Raw genomic sequence first — 15259 nt, 5'->3', positions numbered from 1 at the left:
GACGGGGGCTTGTGACGAGTTATGGAGTGCTTTTTATGCAACGCGCAATCTTACTCGGTCTCGTCGCGGTTCTAGTGGCCGGTTGTGGTGACGGGCCCCAAGACCTGAGTGCCATTCCTCGTGACCCCTATCCCAACGCGAATTCGTTTTTTAACGATATCAAAGATCATCCCTACAAGGTCTCGGCAGAGCGCGTGGCGCGGATCATTGAGGGAGTCAAGAATGTGCATCGATGCATGACCAAGGAAGAGGTCAGTAGATTGCTTGGGGCGCCGGACTATAGCGATATTAGCTATGGACCAAAGGGGCCAAACGAGAAGTGGCTTGGATCGCGTTGGATGTTCTACGCTTCAATGCAGAGCGATGCGGGCAATATGAAGGCCCCCCGGGTCGAAGTCTTCTTTGATACTACTGATAGAGCGCATTGGATAGTTCCTACTGGTATAGAAGGAGCCAACGAAATAGGTACGGCCAGCGTTGTCTGTACCCAAGTCAGATCGACTTGACTGCATCTGCTGGGGAATGGAGGCCATGGGAGATGGTAGACAAACGCGCATTGAAGATATTGCATGACGCGTTCTGGTCCCCGGGAGGCTGGAAGCATGAGTCCGATCGCGCGCTATCGGCCGAAGACTTCGACTATGCTAAGGAAAAGGGCGTCATGTTCGATCCGGTGTACATGGACCACGCGCAGGCAGTCGCTACAGTCCATGAGCTCGTGGGCAGACTAGACCAACGTACGGTCGTCAATGCCTTCTTGTCGAGCCTATCTACAAGGAGGCTGGATTGGCGTTCGGCATTAGGCAGCTATACGGTATTTCGACACCTGGTTCCTCATGAACCACAGGGGGCTAAAGCTTGCGAGCTATGTGGGTTTTATCTCAGAGCGACAGAGCAAAACTTCAACGTGCTTAACTTCGAGCGTACAAAATGGGGTGGCGTGCGCCATCTGCAGCTCGCATATGCAGCCATGGACCTCAACCTGTTTCTCAAGAGTCCTGCATCGCTTCCTACGAGGAATGACGTCAATATATTTCAAACTATCGCCGAGGCGATACGAAGCGCGGGCCCAGATATCACGGCCGCCAACTTGCACTCACGATTACCTAAGACCCTGAAGTCGAACAAGGCTGAGCGAGATGTTGTGATCTCAATCCTTGGCTTCTGTGATGTGCTGGCTTTTTCTTCTCATCCGGGTTTCACAGACGCATTCATTCCGGCGGCTCGCCGTATTCTGCCGTCCCGTCGCTTTGTGGATGTGGCTTATCCCGCATGCTGGTGGACCGGCGAAATGGGCATCAACGAAACGAAACTGAAAGAATACTTCGGACACGTAATGTAATTTGGGCGATCGAGCAGTTGGGAAAACTCTAGGCAACATCCAGTTCTCAGGTACCGACGGCAAAGCGAATCTCTCCTTCAGCGCAAAAGGCCCTAAAGGCAAAGGGACTGCCTACATCGAGGCCGTCAAAGCGATGGGGCAATGGCGTATGGAGCAGGCGGTGTTCGAGGACGCTGATTCGAAACGTCGTATCGATTTCCATCAACGGTAAGATCGCGGCACCTGTTATCACGTCGCCTGGCCGACCCATTGAGCGCGCCAGGCTGGAGCGTCGAAGGGATCGGCAAAGTACTGAGTTTCGTGCGACACCTTTCCGTCGCGAAATTCCATGATGCTCACGGTGTAGGCGCGCTTGCCTTGATAGGTGATCTCGTATTCGCTAACCCAGAGATTGCCCTCGCCGACGATGCGTCGAACGACAAACCCCGATGGTTTGCCGGGGTGATGGCTGCGAAGCGCTTGCAGGTTGTGCCGGCCGCGAATGATCTCGCCCGACTGCGGGTACTCGCACACGGCATCGTCGTGATAGATGTCGTGCTCGGTCACTTGATCGCCGGCCGCGGATGCGGCCCAGTGCCGATCAATGGCAGCCCGAATGTCTTGAGCATCCATCATCGATCTCCCGTTGAGCCTGCTGGATGAACAACTAGGCTGCGCTTGGCCCATCCTGCAATACAAGTGCCTGTGCGGCCGTTAGCGCCGAGGGGTGCTTTTTGAGGTGGCGCGACGAACCTGGCTCTTTGGCTCGGGATAGAGACGAAGAAAGTCCTCGGTGGCGCTTCTGACTCGCCGATCAATGTCCGCTGCATCCGGTGCATCGCATAGACGGAGCAACAGACTCATCATCAGGTCGCCCCAGAGCAGTGCGAGGTAGCGGTTGCCCATCTCGCTCGGGTCGCCCGCACCGATCATGCCGGCAGACTGCGCCTGCACCAGGATGATCCGCGCGGTCGTGCGTATCGATTCGCGAGCGGTCTCCAGTGTCGCGGCTACCTCCGGTGCACGTTGCGCTTCCGTAATGGCCAGTCGAAAGACCGCCATGACGCCAGGGTGGCTTACTTCGTGCAGTACAGTCGCACCGAGCCTGGAAAGCATGGCTGCAAGCTCTTCACGATGGGATGGCGCGGGCAGCTGGCTCGGCAGACGCATGCGTCCCGCACGATCGGCGATGCACGCGGCGAGCATCGCCTGCTTGTTGCCGAACAGGGCATACAGCTCCCGCTTCGATACCTGCGCACGCGTGGCGATCTTCAGAGTGCTCGCCTCGGTATAGCCGAACTCCATGAACGACTCCATCGCGGCATTCAAGATCCGTTCCCGCACCGGTTGCGGACCGGGCTCGACGATAGGCTGCTTCTTCACGAAAGATCTCTTGCATTGGTACTGATGGGTACCGTAGCATGACTTGACTGGTACTCGCCGGTACCGGAGCCGTTCGGCGCTCCATTCGAGGAGTGGCCACTAAAAGTCGATGGGGGTCCCCATGTCACCCGCAATCATCTTTACCGCGCATCTCATCCTGGGCTACGTCGCCTGGCTGCTCTGCTATCGCGTATACATCTGGCCTCGACTCGGATCGATGGACCGGGTCGAGGCGCAGCGCGCTATCGCAACCTTGCATAGCTTCCGATTCTTCGGGCTCGTGTTCGTGATGCCCGGGGTCGTCGGTCCTGATCTACCGGGCAGTTTTGCGGCATTTGCCGCGTACGCCGACCTGGCCACCGGGTTGCTCGCCATGCTCGCGCTTCTCACCGTCAGAGTGCGTCCGCTGTTTTGGCTGTTCGTCGTCGCCTTTAATATCGTCGGGATGGGCGACTTGCTGCTGGATTATTACCACGCAGTCCAGGCGAATCTTCCTGCCGTGGCAGGGGAGTTGGGCGCCGCTTATGCGATTCCGGTCATCTACGTGCCGCTGTTGATGATCACGCATATCGCGGCGTTCTATATGCTGGCGCGGCCAGCGACTCGACTGGCGGCGGAGTAGGCTGGGCCTATTGGACCGACCTGATAGGAGACGTATGGGTAATGTTTCTCACGCGTTCTGCGCGATCTACCGTTGGCGGCTGCATCCAGGGTCCGAAGAGGCCTTTGTTCAAGCCTGGTCGCGGATCACGCAGTTACTTCTGGCCGAACGAGGTTCGTTGGGCTCGCGCTTGCACCGTGGCCCGGACGATCTTTGGTACAGCTACACACAGTGGCCGTCCGCCGAGGCAAAAGCCGAGGGGCTTGCTCGCGCCTCGGTCGATCCGGAGGCTTGGCGAGTGCTGCGTGAATGCATCGCCGAAAGCCTGCCGGAGTTGGTCCTCGAGCCGATATTCGATTTCCTCGCGCCGCTTCCGCGTGGTGATGTCTGAGAACGTGCGATCTGCTTAATTCAGGGCTTGATCGTGGGCCGGAAGCCAGCCAAGTCCGAGGCTCTTCTGCAGCGACACGAAGTCTTTGAGCAGGTTGGCTTGTCCCTCGACAAGGTTCTGCTGTGCGGAGAATTGCGTGCGTTGCGTATCCAGCAAATCGATCATCGAGGATGCTCCCGCGCCGTAACGCTGGCGCATCAATGTCGCGGAGCGATCAGCGGATGTTTCGATCTTCTGCAGACGAGCCACGCTTTCGCGCTGGTGACCATAACGGGACAGCGCATTGTTGGCGTCCTGCAACGCGGCGAGCACGGTCTGCGCATAGCGGGCGCTGGCTTCATCGCGGCTCGCTTCGGCCTCGCGGATACCGCTACGCGTACGTCCGAAATCAAGCACGTCCCATTGCAGATAAGGCACGCCAAGCCAGGTAAACGAACTGTTTCGCGTCAGGTGCCCGGGATTGGCTGCGTTGGTTCCGATAAAGCCCAGCATGGTCACCTTGGGAAACAGATCGGCGGTGCGCTCGCCGATCTGCGCATTGCTCGCGGCAAGCCGACGCTCGGCAGCGCGGATATCCGGGCGCTGCTGCAACATGCTCGCCGGGTCGTCGATGGGCACGGTGGCGGGCAGGGTGGGCAAAGGTGCGGATGTCGACAGCTCATGATCAAGTGCGCCCGGCGCCTGGCCAGTGAGCACGGCGAGCTGGTCCAGCGACTCGGTGATCTGTTCATCCAGTGGGATAAGCGTGGCGCGGGTGTTTTCCACCTGGGTGGTCTGGCGCTCGACATCCGCATCGCCCGCGACGCCACGTGCGCGTCGCTGCTGAATCAGCACTAGCGTCTGCTGTTCGAGCTCGGCCGATTGATTGGCCAAGGCCAGGCGTTGCTGTTGGTCGCGCAGGTTGATGTATGCCTGTGCCACTTCGGCGGCCAGCGATACCTGCGTGTCGGCAAGATCGGCGTTGACCGCGTCAGCCTGGGCCGAGGCGGCCTCGATCGCACGGCGCGTGCCGCCGAACAGGTCGGCTTCCCATGAGGCGTCGAAGCCGGCGGTGTATAGCTGCAGCGGGCCTTGTCCCCGGGATGTCGTGTTGTTCTGCGATGTCTGCAAGCCGGAAATATCCGGTTTCCGGGTGCGTAGCGCGGCCGCATCGGCTGACACCGTCGGCAATGCGTCGGCGCGTTGCTGTTGCAGTTGCGCGCGCGATTCGCGCAGACGCGCCTGTGCGGCTTGCAGGTTCTGGTTATGCGCCAGCGCTGCGTCGATCAGTGCCGTCAATTGCGCATCATTGAGCGTATTCCACCACTGGCTTGGCACATGCGTCGGCGTAACACCTGCGGACGGGGCGCGCACGAAGGCATTGGCGTGCCCCGTACCGGTGACATCCGGCGCGCCGCGATAGTCGGGGCCGACGGTGCAACTCGCCAATACCGTGAGCGAGGCAAGGAGCGCCAGAAACAAGGCGCGTGGCGCGTGGGAAGCGGTTGTATGCATGACTGACATCCTTAGTGGCCCGCAGCGGGTGCCGGCGCGCCATAGCTCGGCGTCTTCAACAGCAACGCGAGTGGGATGCAGCACAGCAGCGCAATGCCGAGTACGTAGAAAACTTCCGAATAGGTAATCACTGCCGCCTGCTGCTGGATCTGCAGGGCAAGTTGGCCGAGCGCGCGCATCTTCGCGTAGGCCATGTCGCCGGTTCGCGCGAACCAGCCGGCTGCATTGGCGGCAAGACGATCCTGGCCCAGTACCGAATTGGCCGTCAGCGATTCCCGGATGGTCGCGACATGAAACGTATTGCGCCGGTCGATCACGGTGCCGATGACGGCCAGCCCGATCGAGCCACCAAGATTGCGCGCCATGTTGTAGACGCCTGCGGCATCGCCAGCTTCCTCCCGGCTCACCGCTGCCATCGACGCCTGATTCAACGGCATGAACACCAGCATCTGGCCGGCGCCGCGAACCAGCTGCGACCAGAAGAAATCATCGCCGACGCTTTGTGCCGTCAGGTGGATATCCAGCATGCAGCTCACCACGAAGCACATCAGGCCGGTGATGACCATGATCCGGAAATCGACTTTGCCAAGTAGACGTGGCAATAGCGGCATCATGAGAAACGCAGGTACGCCCGATACCAGCATCACCCAACCCGACTGCTCCGCGTTGTATCCGGCGATCAAGCCAAGGAACTGCGGTATCAGGTAGATGACCGAATAGAACACCGCGCCGACCACCAGCACGATAAGAATGACGCTGGCGTATCGCGGATTGCCCAGCAGGCTCAGGCGCATCACCGGCCGTTTGGCGGTGAATTGCGAAATCGCGATCAGCACCATGCCGGCCAGCGACAACAGACTCAGCCAGATGATCATGTCCGATTCGAACCAGCGCTCGCGCTGACCTTCCTCCAACACGACCGTCAAGGAGCTGAGACCGGCCGAGAGTCCGACGATGCCGAGCCAGTCGGCTTGTTTGAGCGCATCCCATTGCGGGTGATCTGGCGGCAGTCCGAGCAGCAGCAACGCGATCAGGCCGATACACACCGGCAGGTTGATGAAAAAGCACCAGCTCCAGCTGATGTTTTCGGTGAGCCAGCCGCCCAGCACCGGTCCCAACAGCGGGCCAAGTAACACGATCAAGCCGAATATCGTCATGCCGATCGGCAGCTGCGACATAGGCAGGCGGCTGCGGATGATGGTCTGGCCGGTCGGGATCATTGCGCCGCCGGTCAGGCCCTGGCCGATGCGGCCGATGATCATGGCCGTCAACGTATGCGACATGCCGCACATCATCGAGAACAGGATAAACAGCGCCGCGCCGCCCAGCAGAAATTTGCGCAGGCCAAACACCCGCGTCAGCCATGCGGCCAGCGGAATGATCACGATTTCCGACATCAGGTAGCCAGTCGAGATCCAGGTGCCTTCCGTGCCGGTGGCACCGATTTCACCCTGGATCTGCGGCAACGCGGAATTGGTGATGGAGATATCGAGCGTCGCCATCAATGCGCCGAGCGAACCGGCGGCCACGGCGATCCAGTCCGCGGCACTGGCGCGCTCGGGGTGGCTTGCAGGCATGGCGCCCGTCTCAGCCATGACTGTTGCCTGCCGGACGCGTATCCACGTCCACAGTCACCGACAGGCCTGGAACCAGCAGCTTGCGTGTCTGCTCATCGGTATCGATGCGAATGCGCACGGGCACACGCTGCACGATCTTGGTGAAATTACCCGTCGCGTTTTCAGGTGGCAGCAGTGCGAACTGCGAACCGGTACCCGGCGAGAAGCTGTCCACCACGCCATGGAGGTCCGTACCTGCCAGCGCGTCCACATGCAGGCTCGCATGCTGGCCCGCACGCATCCGGCCGACCTGGGTTTCCTTGAAGTTGGCATTGAGATAGATGCTCTGCACCGGTACGACGGTCATCATCCGCGTGCCCGGTTGCGCATACTGTCCGACACGGACCGTGCGGTCTCCGATGCGCCCGTCAAGCGAGCTGCGAATCAAAGTGTCCTGCAGATCCAGCTGTGCCTGTCGCGCGGATGCCTGTGCGACTTCCAGTTGCGCTCGCGCCTGGGCGAGCTGAGCGTCCAGATCGGCCATTCGTCCCTGGGCCTGGTCAAGCGCTGCCGTGTCGGCGGCAAGTGTCGCGCGCGCCTGGTCGCGGTTGGTGACCAGGACCGACAGTTGATCGCCGCTTTCGGCGCCGGTCGTTGCCAGTGGCCCGTAACGGCGTACTTCGTCTTCGGCATGGCGAATGTTTACTGTCGCCACCTGTTGTTGCGCTTTTGCCTGCTCGATAGCGGCCCGTTGCTGCGGAATGGCCGCCTGGGCGCGTTCGATATCCGCCTTGCGCGCATCGATCGTGGCCTTGGCCTGATCCAGCGTGGCCTGGTACTGGCGGCTATCCAGCCGCACCAGGGGCTCGCCGGCCTTTACCGCAACGTTGTCGCCGACGTAGACGTCGGTGACATAGCCGCTGACCTTCGGGGCGACGATGACGCTGTCGGCCTGCAGATAGGCGTCGTCCGTGCTTTGCATGAAGCGCCCTACGAGCCACCAGTAAACGAGGGCCAGTACGGCTGCGATAGCCAGCACAACGGCGGCCGGCAGGAGGAAGCGACGTATCTTGGACGGGCGAGCCGGCGGGGCGGCAGCACCTTTGGGGGCATCGGCGTCCGATGCGGTTCCGGTCGTAGCGGGCATGCGTAGTAGTCCGAAAGTATTCCAGGTGGAATATTTATTCCGACTGGAATATTTTTGTCAAGTGCTATCCTTTGGCAGGCAAGCAGGAGAGACAACCCGTATGAGAGCAAACGCATGACTCCAACCAAACGGCCACGTCGCCCATCGGCAGGCGGTTACGCGCGTGGCGACGAGACGCGTCAACGCATCATCGACGCGGGGGTGAGGCTATTTGGCGAACATGGTTTTGCCGGTGCATCGACGCGCGATATCGCCGCTGCCGCCGGGGTCAATGCGCCGGCGTTGCAGTATTACTTCGAAAACAAGGAAGGCCTGTACCATGCCTGCGCCGAGTACATCACCAACGATCTCAGGGATCGTTTCGCGCCGGCCATGCGGGAGGCCAATGCGGTGTTGAAGGCCGATGGCGCCATGGATGCACTGATCGATGCCTACCTCGGCATTCTCGGGGTGATGCTGGACAGTGTGCTTTCCCAACCGCATGCGTCGAAAAAACGGCTCTTCGTTGCGCGGGAGCTTGGCGACGAAGAGGCCCATGTCGCCTCCAAGCTGCTCGATCGACGCCTGAAGCGGCCACTGAACAAGGCCATGCTGTCACTGCTTTCGCGCATCACCGGCTTGGGTGTGAATGATCCTGTTACGCGCATCCGGTCGCTTACCCTCAAGGGTCAGATCATGCCGTTCTACCATCCTCCCGGAGCCTGCCTCGATGCGCTCGGGTGGAAGGAGATCGACGCGGCCAAAGGTGCCTTGCTCAAATCGAGCGTGCTCGGGCAAACGCGCACCCTGCTCGATAGCTGGCGTGTCGATCTGGCAACGAATCGGGCCAGATAGCCGCGCTTGTGTGATCACTGCGATCGAATGAAATCGATAAATGCCCGTAATGGGGCGGGCAGGTGGCGACGCCCGGGGTAATAAAGGAACGGGCCTGTAAACGTCTGCCACCACGGTTCCAATACCGGCTCGAGTGCGCCACTGTCCAGGTGTGGGCGTAACCACTCCTCGAACAAATGGATCACGCCCAGGCCGTTGATGGCTGCGTCCACGGCCAGATCCACCGCGGCGCCCAGACGAACGATCAGTGGCCCGGCAGGGTCTACGCGTACGATGTCTCCATCGCGCTCGAATTCCCAGACAGGCATGGCGCCGCTGGCAAATTGCCCACGCAGGCAGGCGTGGTCCAGCAGGTCGCGCGGGTGCTTGGGGCGCCCCCTGGCGCGGAGATAATCCGGAGATGCCGCGGTAGCGAAGCGCTGAAAGCGCGGGCCGAGGGGCACGGCGATCATGTCCTGCTCGAGCCGCTCGTCGTAGCGAACGCCGGCATCGCAACCGGCCGCCAGCATGTCGACAAAGCTATCCTCCACGATCACCTCAAGCTTGATCTCCGGATAGGCTCTGAGGAACGGCGTGACGATCGAAGGAAGCACGAGACGGGCGACGGTAGCCGGCACGTTGAGCCGGAGCGTCCCTGTCGGTCGGTCGCGGAAACTGTTGACGACATCCAGGGCGGCTTCCACTTCACCCAGGGCGGGCACAAGCCGTTCGGCCAGACGAGCGCCCGCCTCGGTCGGCGAGACGCTGCGAGTCGTGCGGTTGAGCAGTCGAACGCCGAGACGCGTTTCCAGGCGCCGCACGGCCTCGCTCAGGCTGGAGGCCGAGGTACCGCTGGCGCGCGCTCCTTCGCGGAAGCCGCCTGCCTGCACCACGGCCAGAAATGCAAAGAGATCCTGGAGATCTGTTGCCATTGTTCGATCTTCCGCACAACCTGTGCCGATTTCATCGGATTATCGTGCGGTTGGTAAGTGCCTATAGTCCACCCCTGGCACCATTCCGTTCGTTCCTTTCCTGGAGTCCCTATGAGCAACCTTAAGAAGTCGGGAAGTTTTTCGCTGGGTGACCGCAAAGTGACCCGATTGGGTTATGGCGCCATGCAGCTGGCTGGTCCAGGCGTGTTCGGCCCCCCGAAAGATCGCGACGCGGCGCTTGCGGTGCTTCGCGAGGCACTGGCTTCTGGCGTGGATCACATCGATACCAGTGACTTCTACGGACCGCATGTCACCAACCAGCTGATTCGCGAAGCGCTGCATCCTTATGCACAGAACCTAGTGATCGTGACCAAGGTGGGCGCGACGCGTGGTGCCGATGCGTCATGGAATCCGGCACAAAGCCCCGCCGACCTGACGCGTGCGGTGCACGATAATCTCCGCAACCTCGGCGTCGACGTGCTGGACGTGGTGAATCTACGCATCATGGGCAACGTGCACGCGCCCAGCGAAGGGTCGATCGAGGAGCAGTTCACGACGCTGGCGGAGTTGCAGCGGCAGGGCCTGATACGACACCTTGGTCTGAGCAACGCAACCTCCGCGCAGGTGACGCAGGCGCAGCGCATCGCCGACGTGGTCTGCGTGCAGAACCAGTACAACCTCGTGCACCGCCACGACGAGGCGCTGGTCGATGAGCTCGGCCAGAAGGGCATCGCTTATGTTCCCTTCTTCCCGCTTGGCGGCTTCTCGCCGCTCCAGTCCGAGACCTTGTCCGCGGTCGCGCAAAAGCTCGATGCGACGCCGATGCAGGTCGCCCTTGCATGGTTGCTCGCACGCGCGCCCAACATACTTCTTATTCCCGGCACGTCGTCTCTCAAGCATCTGAAGGAAAACCTGGCGGCCGCCGAGTTGGTGCTTTCGGACGACGTGCTTGCCGAACTGGAAGCGATTGGACAGAAGCGCGGCTAAGACGTTATATGTGCGTCTGCTCGCCCCCGGGCCTCGTGGCTCGGGGGCGAACCCACAAAAGGAAAGGGGGCGTGGGTGGCCATATCGAGGAAGTCGATCGCAGTCCGCGCGCTTTGCATCGTGGTGCTTGTCCTTGCGGGACTGTTCATCTGGAAGCGCCCCGACCATGCGATTCGCGTCGGCACGGCGAGTATTTCGGACGTCCTTTGTTCTGGCGTGTTTGTTTCCGGACTCGCGCCGGATCGTGTCTTTGCAGAGAACTTCGCCGCAGACAAGGGCCTGGCCTTGCTGCGACCTGGATTGCACTATTCAGTGGATCGAGTCCGTCGCCGCATCACTACCGACTGGCACGGAAGATTTGAAAACGTTGCCACTTACTATCCCTCCTATGGCTGTGCGTTAGCCTGGCAAACGCCCGACGCCGCCACCTTGCAGGCTGCCAGCGATGCGGCGAGTCCGGTGGCTGAAACGGAAGCCGTTGTAACGCCGAGTAGTCCCGCCATCGGCGATGCATTGGCGCGCGCATTCGAGGAGCCGGCGACGGGCCCACGCCGCTATGTGCATGCGATTGTGGTTTTGCACGAGGGGCACATCGTTGCCGAGCAATACGCCGAAGGATTCGGCCCCGATACACCGCAGCTGGGCTTTTCCGTCAGCAAGTCCGTCGTCAATGCATTGGTAGGCATCCTGGTCGGGCAGGGCAAGCTCGATATCCGTGCGCCGGCGCCCATCGCGGCGTGGAAAGATCCGAGCGATCCGCGTCACCGGATCACGCTCGATCAACTCATGCGCATGACGTCGGGCCTTTCGCTTGCCGAGGAGGACAGTGGATTCGATCCGGTGTCGATCATGCTTTTCCGGATGCATGACATGGCCGCGTATGCGGCCGAGGCCCCGCTCAAGGCAATGCCAGGCCAGACATGGGAATACACCAGCGGCAACACGCTGCTCGTTGCGGGCGTGATACGTGACCATGTCGCTGGTGGCGCCGCGGGACTGATCCGTTTCGCACACAAGGAGTTGTTCGATCCGATTGGCATGCGCCATGTGCTGATGGAATTCGACGGCGCGCAAACGATGGTTGGATCGACCCGTGTCTACGCATCGGCGCGTGACTGGGCCCGCTTCGGCCAGCTCTATCTCGACGGCGGCGTGGTGAACGGTCAACGCATTCTTCCGCCGCAATGGGATGTCTATTCGAGCAGCCCGACACTCGATAGTCCTTACGGTGCCGGGTTCTGGACCAACGTGGCAGCGGCGGGTGATACCCATGCGCGTATCGAAGGGATGCCGCCAGGCGCGTACATGGCATCGGGTGCCCAAGGGCAACGCATCGTGATCGTGCCCTCGAAACATCTGGTCATCGTCCGGCTGGGTACCACGGTCGATCCGCCGAACTACGACATCAAGGGACTCGTACGTCTCGTTAACGATGTGTCCGCTGCAATTGAGTAAGTTTTAAGCGCAAAGATAGAGCGGCCTGGTGGCCGCTCATGGATGGCTCTACTCGTTATTGCCTGCCTTCAAGTCCGTGCTTCAACTGGCGCATCTCATCGTGGCCTTGTCGCACGGAAGTAAACGCTGCTTGCACAGCGGTATGCACTGCCGGGGCAAGCTTGTCGTCCTTCAAGGCGTCTTCGTACTTGGCCTTGATATGGTCTTCCCCGCGTTCGACCTCGTCGACGACGGCTTTGTCGCCCTTGCTCATGGACGCACGCAGGTCGACAAAGCTGCGGTGGATCGATGCCAGCGCCGTACCGTCGTCCTCGGGCTTGCCGCCCAACGAGGACACCAACTGCTGCAAGCCTGTTGCCACTTGCCGGCGATCGGTAGCCCAGCTTTGGAACAGATCGCGATACGTGGCGCTGTCTGCCTCTTTGGCTGCTTCCTGGTAGCCATTGACGCTGTCGATCGTGGTGGCAATCAATCCATTGATGACTTTGATGTCGTGATCGTTTTGGCTCATCGCTACGTTTCCGTGTTGTGGCGTTAGAACATGCCCGGAACAACGCGCGCGATCGGTGAAAAGTATCGGATGACTGCCATCACATAGCGGTCCGGCCGACATTCACTCTCAATCGACGGTTGTCGTTGCCTGATAAAGTCAAACCCGTTAGAGCCATGACCATGCTGCAACTCAATCCACCTCTTCCATTGAACACGCCCAAGGGCGAAGGCTTCGCTCACTTCCTGGTCGACTATGGTCCGGAAAGCGATCTGTACTGGACGGTATTCATTACCGAAACCGGAGAGATATGGACCTTCTCCAATCGAGAAGTACGTGCCTGCAAGAACATCACGTTGGGCCGAGTGGCACCGTCTTTGCCATCAGGCGCCAAACCTCGTCGTGAGAGCGGCGTGCATCCATTGCCCGTATCAGGGCCTGCTTCGGAACGCCCGGCTTGATGGCTATGTGGCCGGAGACTCCAAAGCCCACCTGAGTTTGTGCAACGGCGACTCCAGTTGCTACAAGTCGTGACGAGGGAGGCTTCGCCTCGCGTTTTCCTGCGAATGCTGCCCCTGCCATTAGTCATGTTTCCCTCCCTGCGCAAAGTCACATACTCGACAGGTATCCAGGGAGAACCTCATGTCATCCATGCACCTCCGTACGTGCCTTGCCGGCGCGATGCTCACCTTGCTTGCCGCCGTTCCGGCCGCCGCGCAGCAACGCCCCGATCCGCAGCAGCAACTGATCGCCAAACGCAACGATCTCGAAAAGCAGCTTGAGCAGATCGCCATCATCGATCGCAAGGTGATGGTGAAAATGCGCGACGGCAAACTGATGGCTGCCGACTTCTACCGGCCGAAGCATGCGACGGGCAAGGTGCCGATTATTTTTTCGCGCACGCCCTATAACTTCAATTTCTGGGACGTGAAGCTCGGCGCGCCGCGCGATATGACCAGAGAACTGGAGGCGGTGAAGCATGGCTATGCCTATGTGCAGATGAACGAGCGCGGCCATTACTTCTCGCAAGGCGAATACGACATTCTCGGGCCGCCGTTGACCGATGGTTCGGACGAGATCAAATGGCTCGCCTCGCAGCCGTGGTCGAACGGCAAGGTGGGCACCACGGGCTGCTCGTCGACCGCGGAATGGCAAATGGCCGTCGTGGCGCAGGACGATCCGGGGCTCGCCACCTTCAACGTGCAAGGCTTCGGCGCCGGCGTGGGCAAAGTCGGGCCGTATTACGAACAGGGCAACTGGTATCGCGGTGGCGCGGTGCAGATGCTCTTTATCGATTGGCTGTACGACGAGCAGAACCAGGTGCGCCCGATGTTTCCGGCCAATACCTCGCAAGCCGAGCTGATCCGCGTCTCGCGCATGTTTGACCTGGACGCGCAGTCGCCGCCGGTGGATTGGGACAAGGCGTTCTGGCATTTGCCCGAGAACGACATCATGCGTTCGGTCGGCGGCCCCCCGGGCATCTTCGATACGAAGATGCCGGTGGCGACGGGCGGAAACATGATCGCGCGTGCACCGAACGATCCGGCCTGGACCAAGGGCGGCCTGTGGAACGAGACCATGCCGGTGAAGAAGCCGGGCCTGTGGTTCATGAGCTGGTTCGATGTCTCGGTATCGCCGAACCTGGCTGCTTACAACTACGTGCGCAGCCACGCGCCAAAGGCCATTGCCGATCAGCAGTACGCCGTGATCGCGCCGGTGCTGCATTGCGCCTATACGCGTGCCACGGAGGACACCATGATCGGCGACCTCAGCGTTGGCGATGCGCGCTTCGATTACGACAGCCTGGTCTATGGCTGGTTCGATCATTTTCTGAAAGGCGAAGACAACGGCATCCTCGAAAAACAGCCCAAGGTGATGTACTACGTCATGGGCGAGAACAAGTGGCGCAAATCGCCAACCTGGCCGCCGATGGGCGCGAAGACCGAGGAGTTCTTCCTCAGCAGCCAGGGCAAGGCCAATACGCTCTATGGCGACGGCAGCCTGACCACGGCGCCGGACGCGGCCGATCATCCCGATCAGTTCGTGTACGACCCGGCCAATCCGGTGCCCACCTTCGGCGGTGGCGGCTGTTGCCAGGGCAATGCGGTGAAGTTCGGCTCGTACGACCAGAATCCTCAACTGGCCCGCAACGACATCCTGGTGTACAACTCCGAACCCTTCAAGGAAGGTACCGAAGTCAGCGGCCCCATCACTGTCACCCTGTATGTATCTTCGAGTGCGAAGGACACCGACTTCACCTTCAAGATCATGGACGTCTATCCGGATGGGCGTGCGTTCAACATCACCGAGAACATCCAGCGCATGCGCTATCGCGACGGCTACGACAAGCCGCTGGCATGGATGGAAGCGGACAAGGTCTACAAGGTGACTTTCCAGCCGATCGATACCAGCAACTATTTCTTCGCCGGACATCGCCTGCGCGTCGCGATATCGAGCAGCAATTTCCCGCGCTTCGATCGCAACCTCAATACGGGCGGAAACAACTACGACGAGGTCAAGGGCGTGATCGCACACAATGCCGTGCATCACGACGGTGAGCATCCGTCGAAGGTGACGATTACCGTGGTGCCTCGCTCGGGCGAGGTGGCTCAGGGCGCCAACTAGTTTGGGTCTGTCGCCACCGTCGCGGTCTTGTCTGCGGCGGTGGCACTCGTCCTTGCATTCGTGT

The 15259-nt window shown here is 60.6% G+C and carries 17 protein-coding genes; 10 read left to right on the top strand and 7 right to left on the bottom strand.

Annotation, left to right across the window (positions count from 1 at the left end; translation table 11 throughout):
• Positions 1 to 35: 35 nt before the first annotated feature.
• From QMG46_RS20170 to QMG46_RS20160, 3 genes are read left to right on the top strand one after another with little or no spacing between them, the layout of a single operon-like run.
• Complete coding sequence (locus QMG46_RS20170; protein WP_281849669.1) at positions 36 to 506, top strand: hypothetical protein; 471 nt, start codon at positions 36 to 38, stop codon at positions 504 to 506.
• Positions 507 to 538: 32 nt separating this feature from the next.
• Positions 539 to 1342 carry a hypothetical protein gene (locus QMG46_RS20165; protein ID WP_281849668.1) on the top strand — a complete coding sequence of 268 codons (804 nt, stop codon included), beginning with the start codon at positions 539 to 541 and terminating at the stop codon, positions 1340 to 1342.
• A gap of 1 nt (position 1343) precedes the next feature.
• Positions 1344 to 1553, top strand: a complete 210-nt coding sequence (locus tag QMG46_RS20160; RefSeq protein ID WP_281849667.1) for a cytochrome c oxidase assembly factor Coa1 family protein — start codon at positions 1344 to 1346, stop codon at positions 1551 to 1553.
• Positions 1554 to 1570: 17 nt separating this feature from the next.
• On the opposite strand, the gene QMG46_RS20155 is transcribed toward QMG46_RS20160, so the two are convergent.
• Both QMG46_RS20155 and QMG46_RS20150 read right to left on the bottom strand, forming a co-directional pair.
• Positions 1571 to 1954 (bottom strand): nuclear transport factor 2 family protein, encoded by a 384-nt coding sequence (locus QMG46_RS20155; RefSeq protein WP_281849666.1) that lies wholly within the window; start codon positions 1952 to 1954, stop codon positions 1571 to 1573.
• Between the two features lie 81 nt (positions 1955 to 2035).
• The gene (locus QMG46_RS20150; RefSeq protein WP_281849665.1) at positions 2036 to 2704 is read right to left on the bottom strand and encodes a TetR/AcrR family transcriptional regulator; all 669 of its coding nucleotides are present in this window, start codon (positions 2702 to 2704) and stop codon (positions 2036 to 2038) included.
• A 121-nt stretch (positions 2705 to 2825) separates the two neighbouring features.
• Here QMG46_RS20150 and QMG46_RS20145 point away from each other — a divergent pair, with 121 nt between their 5' ends.
• Entirely contained in the window at positions 2826 to 3326 is a 501-nt protein-coding gene (locus QMG46_RS20145) for a DUF8737 domain-containing protein (protein WP_281849664.1), read from the top strand.
• A 34-nt stretch (positions 3327 to 3360) separates the two neighbouring features.
• Positions 3361 to 3696 carry an antibiotic biosynthesis monooxygenase family protein gene (locus tag QMG46_RS20140; RefSeq protein ID WP_281849663.1) on the top strand — a complete coding sequence of 112 codons (336 nt, stop codon included), beginning with the start codon at positions 3361 to 3363 and terminating at the stop codon, positions 3694 to 3696.
• Positions 3697 to 3711: 15 nt separating this feature from the next.
• Here the strand turns inward: QMG46_RS20140 and QMG46_RS20135 are convergent, their stop codons facing one another.
• From QMG46_RS20135 to QMG46_RS20125, 3 genes are read right to left on the bottom strand one after another with little or no spacing between them, the layout of a single operon-like run.
• Positions 3712 to 5190 (bottom strand): efflux transporter outer membrane subunit, encoded by a 1479-nt coding sequence (locus QMG46_RS20135; RefSeq protein WP_281849662.1) that lies wholly within the window; start codon positions 5188 to 5190, stop codon positions 3712 to 3714.
• Positions 5191 to 5201: 11 nt separating this feature from the next.
• Entirely contained in the window at positions 5202 to 6785 is a 1584-nt protein-coding gene (locus QMG46_RS20130; RefSeq protein ID WP_281849661.1) for an MDR family MFS transporter, read from the bottom strand.
• Positions 6778 to 7893, bottom strand: coding sequence for an HlyD family secretion protein (locus QMG46_RS20125; protein ID WP_281849660.1), 1116 nt, complete (start codon positions 7891 to 7893; stop codon positions 6778 to 6780). The genes QMG46_RS20130 and QMG46_RS20125 overlap by 8 nt, the downstream gene beginning before the upstream one ends.
• A 114-nt stretch (positions 7894 to 8007) precedes the next feature.
• On the opposite strand from QMG46_RS20125, the gene QMG46_RS20120 reads away from it, so the two are divergent.
• Positions 8008 to 8727, top strand: coding sequence for a CerR family C-terminal domain-containing protein (locus QMG46_RS20120; RefSeq protein WP_281849659.1), 720 nt, complete (start codon positions 8008 to 8010; stop codon positions 8725 to 8727).
• A 14-nt stretch (positions 8728 to 8741) separates the two neighbouring features.
• Here QMG46_RS20120 and QMG46_RS20115 read toward each other — a convergent pair whose 3' ends face one another.
• Positions 8742 to 9638 (bottom strand): LysR family transcriptional regulator, encoded by an 897-nt coding sequence (locus QMG46_RS20115; RefSeq protein WP_281849658.1) that lies wholly within the window; start codon positions 9636 to 9638, stop codon positions 8742 to 8744.
• A 111-nt stretch (positions 9639 to 9749) separates the two neighbouring features.
• On the opposite strand from QMG46_RS20115, the gene QMG46_RS20110 reads away from it, so the two are divergent.
• Both QMG46_RS20110 and QMG46_RS20105 read left to right on the top strand, forming a co-directional pair.
• Positions 9750 to 10625, top strand: coding sequence for an aldo/keto reductase family oxidoreductase (locus tag QMG46_RS20110; protein ID WP_281849657.1), 876 nt, complete (start codon positions 9750 to 9752; stop codon positions 10623 to 10625).
• Positions 10626 to 10700: 75 nt separating this feature from the next.
• On the top strand, positions 10701 to 12080 hold the full coding sequence (locus QMG46_RS20105) for a serine hydrolase domain-containing protein (protein WP_281849656.1): 1380 nt from the start codon (positions 10701 to 10703) through the stop codon (positions 12078 to 12080).
• Positions 12081 to 12135: 55 nt separating this feature from the next.
• Here QMG46_RS20105 and QMG46_RS20100 read toward each other — a convergent pair whose 3' ends face one another.
• On the bottom strand, positions 12136 to 12591 hold the full coding sequence (locus tag QMG46_RS20100) for a PA2169 family four-helix-bundle protein (protein WP_281849655.1): 456 nt from the start codon (positions 12589 to 12591) through the stop codon (positions 12136 to 12138).
• A gap of 155 nt (positions 12592 to 12746) precedes the next feature.
• Here QMG46_RS20100 and QMG46_RS20095 point away from each other — a divergent pair, with 155 nt between their 5' ends.
• On the top strand, positions 12747 to 13031 hold the full coding sequence (locus QMG46_RS20095) for a hypothetical protein (protein ID WP_281849654.1): 285 nt from the start codon (positions 12747 to 12749) through the stop codon (positions 13029 to 13031).
• Positions 13032 to 13212: 181 nt separating this feature from the next.
• The gene (locus QMG46_RS20090) at positions 13213 to 15195 is read left to right on the top strand and encodes a CocE/NonD family hydrolase (RefSeq protein ID WP_281849653.1); all 1983 of its coding nucleotides are present in this window, start codon (positions 13213 to 13215) and stop codon (positions 15193 to 15195) included.
• The last annotated feature ends 64 nt before the right edge of the window (positions 15196 to 15259 follow it).

The organism is Dyella sp. GSA-30, from assembly GCF_027924605.1.
GTDB lineage: Bacteria > Pseudomonadota > Gammaproteobacteria > Xanthomonadales > Rhodanobacteraceae > GSA-30.
Note: the sequence above shows the minus strand (reverse complement) of the source record. Positions and strands in the feature narration are given on the sequence as shown.

Bases quoted from the DNA above. Each gene is read 5' to 3' on its own strand.
- QMG46_RS20125 (WP_281849660.1), bottom strand. From the start codon at position 7,893: ATGCCCGCTACGACCGGAACCGCATCGGACGCCGATGCCCCCAAAGGT.
- QMG46_RS20140 (WP_281849663.1), top strand. From the start codon at position 3,361: ATGGGTAATGTTTCTCACGCGTTCTGCGCGATCTACCGTTGGCGGCTG.
- QMG46_RS20165 (WP_281849668.1), top strand. From the start codon at position 539: ATGGTAGACAAACGCGCATTGAAGATATTGCATGACGCGTTCTGGTCC.
- QMG46_RS20130 (WP_281849661.1), bottom strand. From the start codon at position 6,785: ATGGCTGAGACGGGCGCCATGCCTGCAAGCCACCCCGAGCGCGCCAGT.
- QMG46_RS20095 (WP_281849654.1), top strand. From the start codon at position 12,747: ATGACCATGCTGCAACTCAATCCACCTCTTCCATTGAACACGCCCAAG.
- QMG46_RS20145 (WP_281849664.1), top strand. From the start codon at position 2,826: ATGTCACCCGCAATCATCTTTACCGCGCATCTCATCCTGGGCTACGTC.
- QMG46_RS20155 (WP_281849666.1), bottom strand. From the start codon at position 1,954: ATGGATGCTCAAGACATTCGGGCTGCCATTGATCGGCACTGGGCCGCA.
- QMG46_RS20120 (WP_281849659.1), top strand. From the start codon at position 8,008: ATGACTCCAACCAAACGGCCACGTCGCCCATCGGCAGGCGGTTACGCG.
- QMG46_RS20110 (WP_281849657.1), top strand. From the start codon at position 9,750: ATGAGCAACCTTAAGAAGTCGGGAAGTTTTTCGCTGGGTGACCGCAAA.
- QMG46_RS20170 (WP_281849669.1), top strand. From the start codon at position 36: ATGCAACGCGCAATCTTACTCGGTCTCGTCGCGGTTCTAGTGGCCGGT.
- QMG46_RS20100 (WP_281849655.1), bottom strand. From the start codon at position 12,591: ATGAGCCAAAACGATCACGACATCAAAGTCATCAATGGATTGATTGCC.
- QMG46_RS20090 (WP_281849653.1), top strand. From the start codon at position 13,213: ATGTCATCCATGCACCTCCGTACGTGCCTTGCCGGCGCGATGCTCACC.
- QMG46_RS20115 (WP_281849658.1), bottom strand. From the start codon at position 9,638: ATGGCAACAGATCTCCAGGATCTCTTTGCATTTCTGGCCGTGGTGCAG.
- QMG46_RS20135 (WP_281849662.1), bottom strand. From the start codon at position 5,190: ATGCATACAACCGCTTCCCACGCGCCACGCGCCTTGTTTCTGGCGCTC.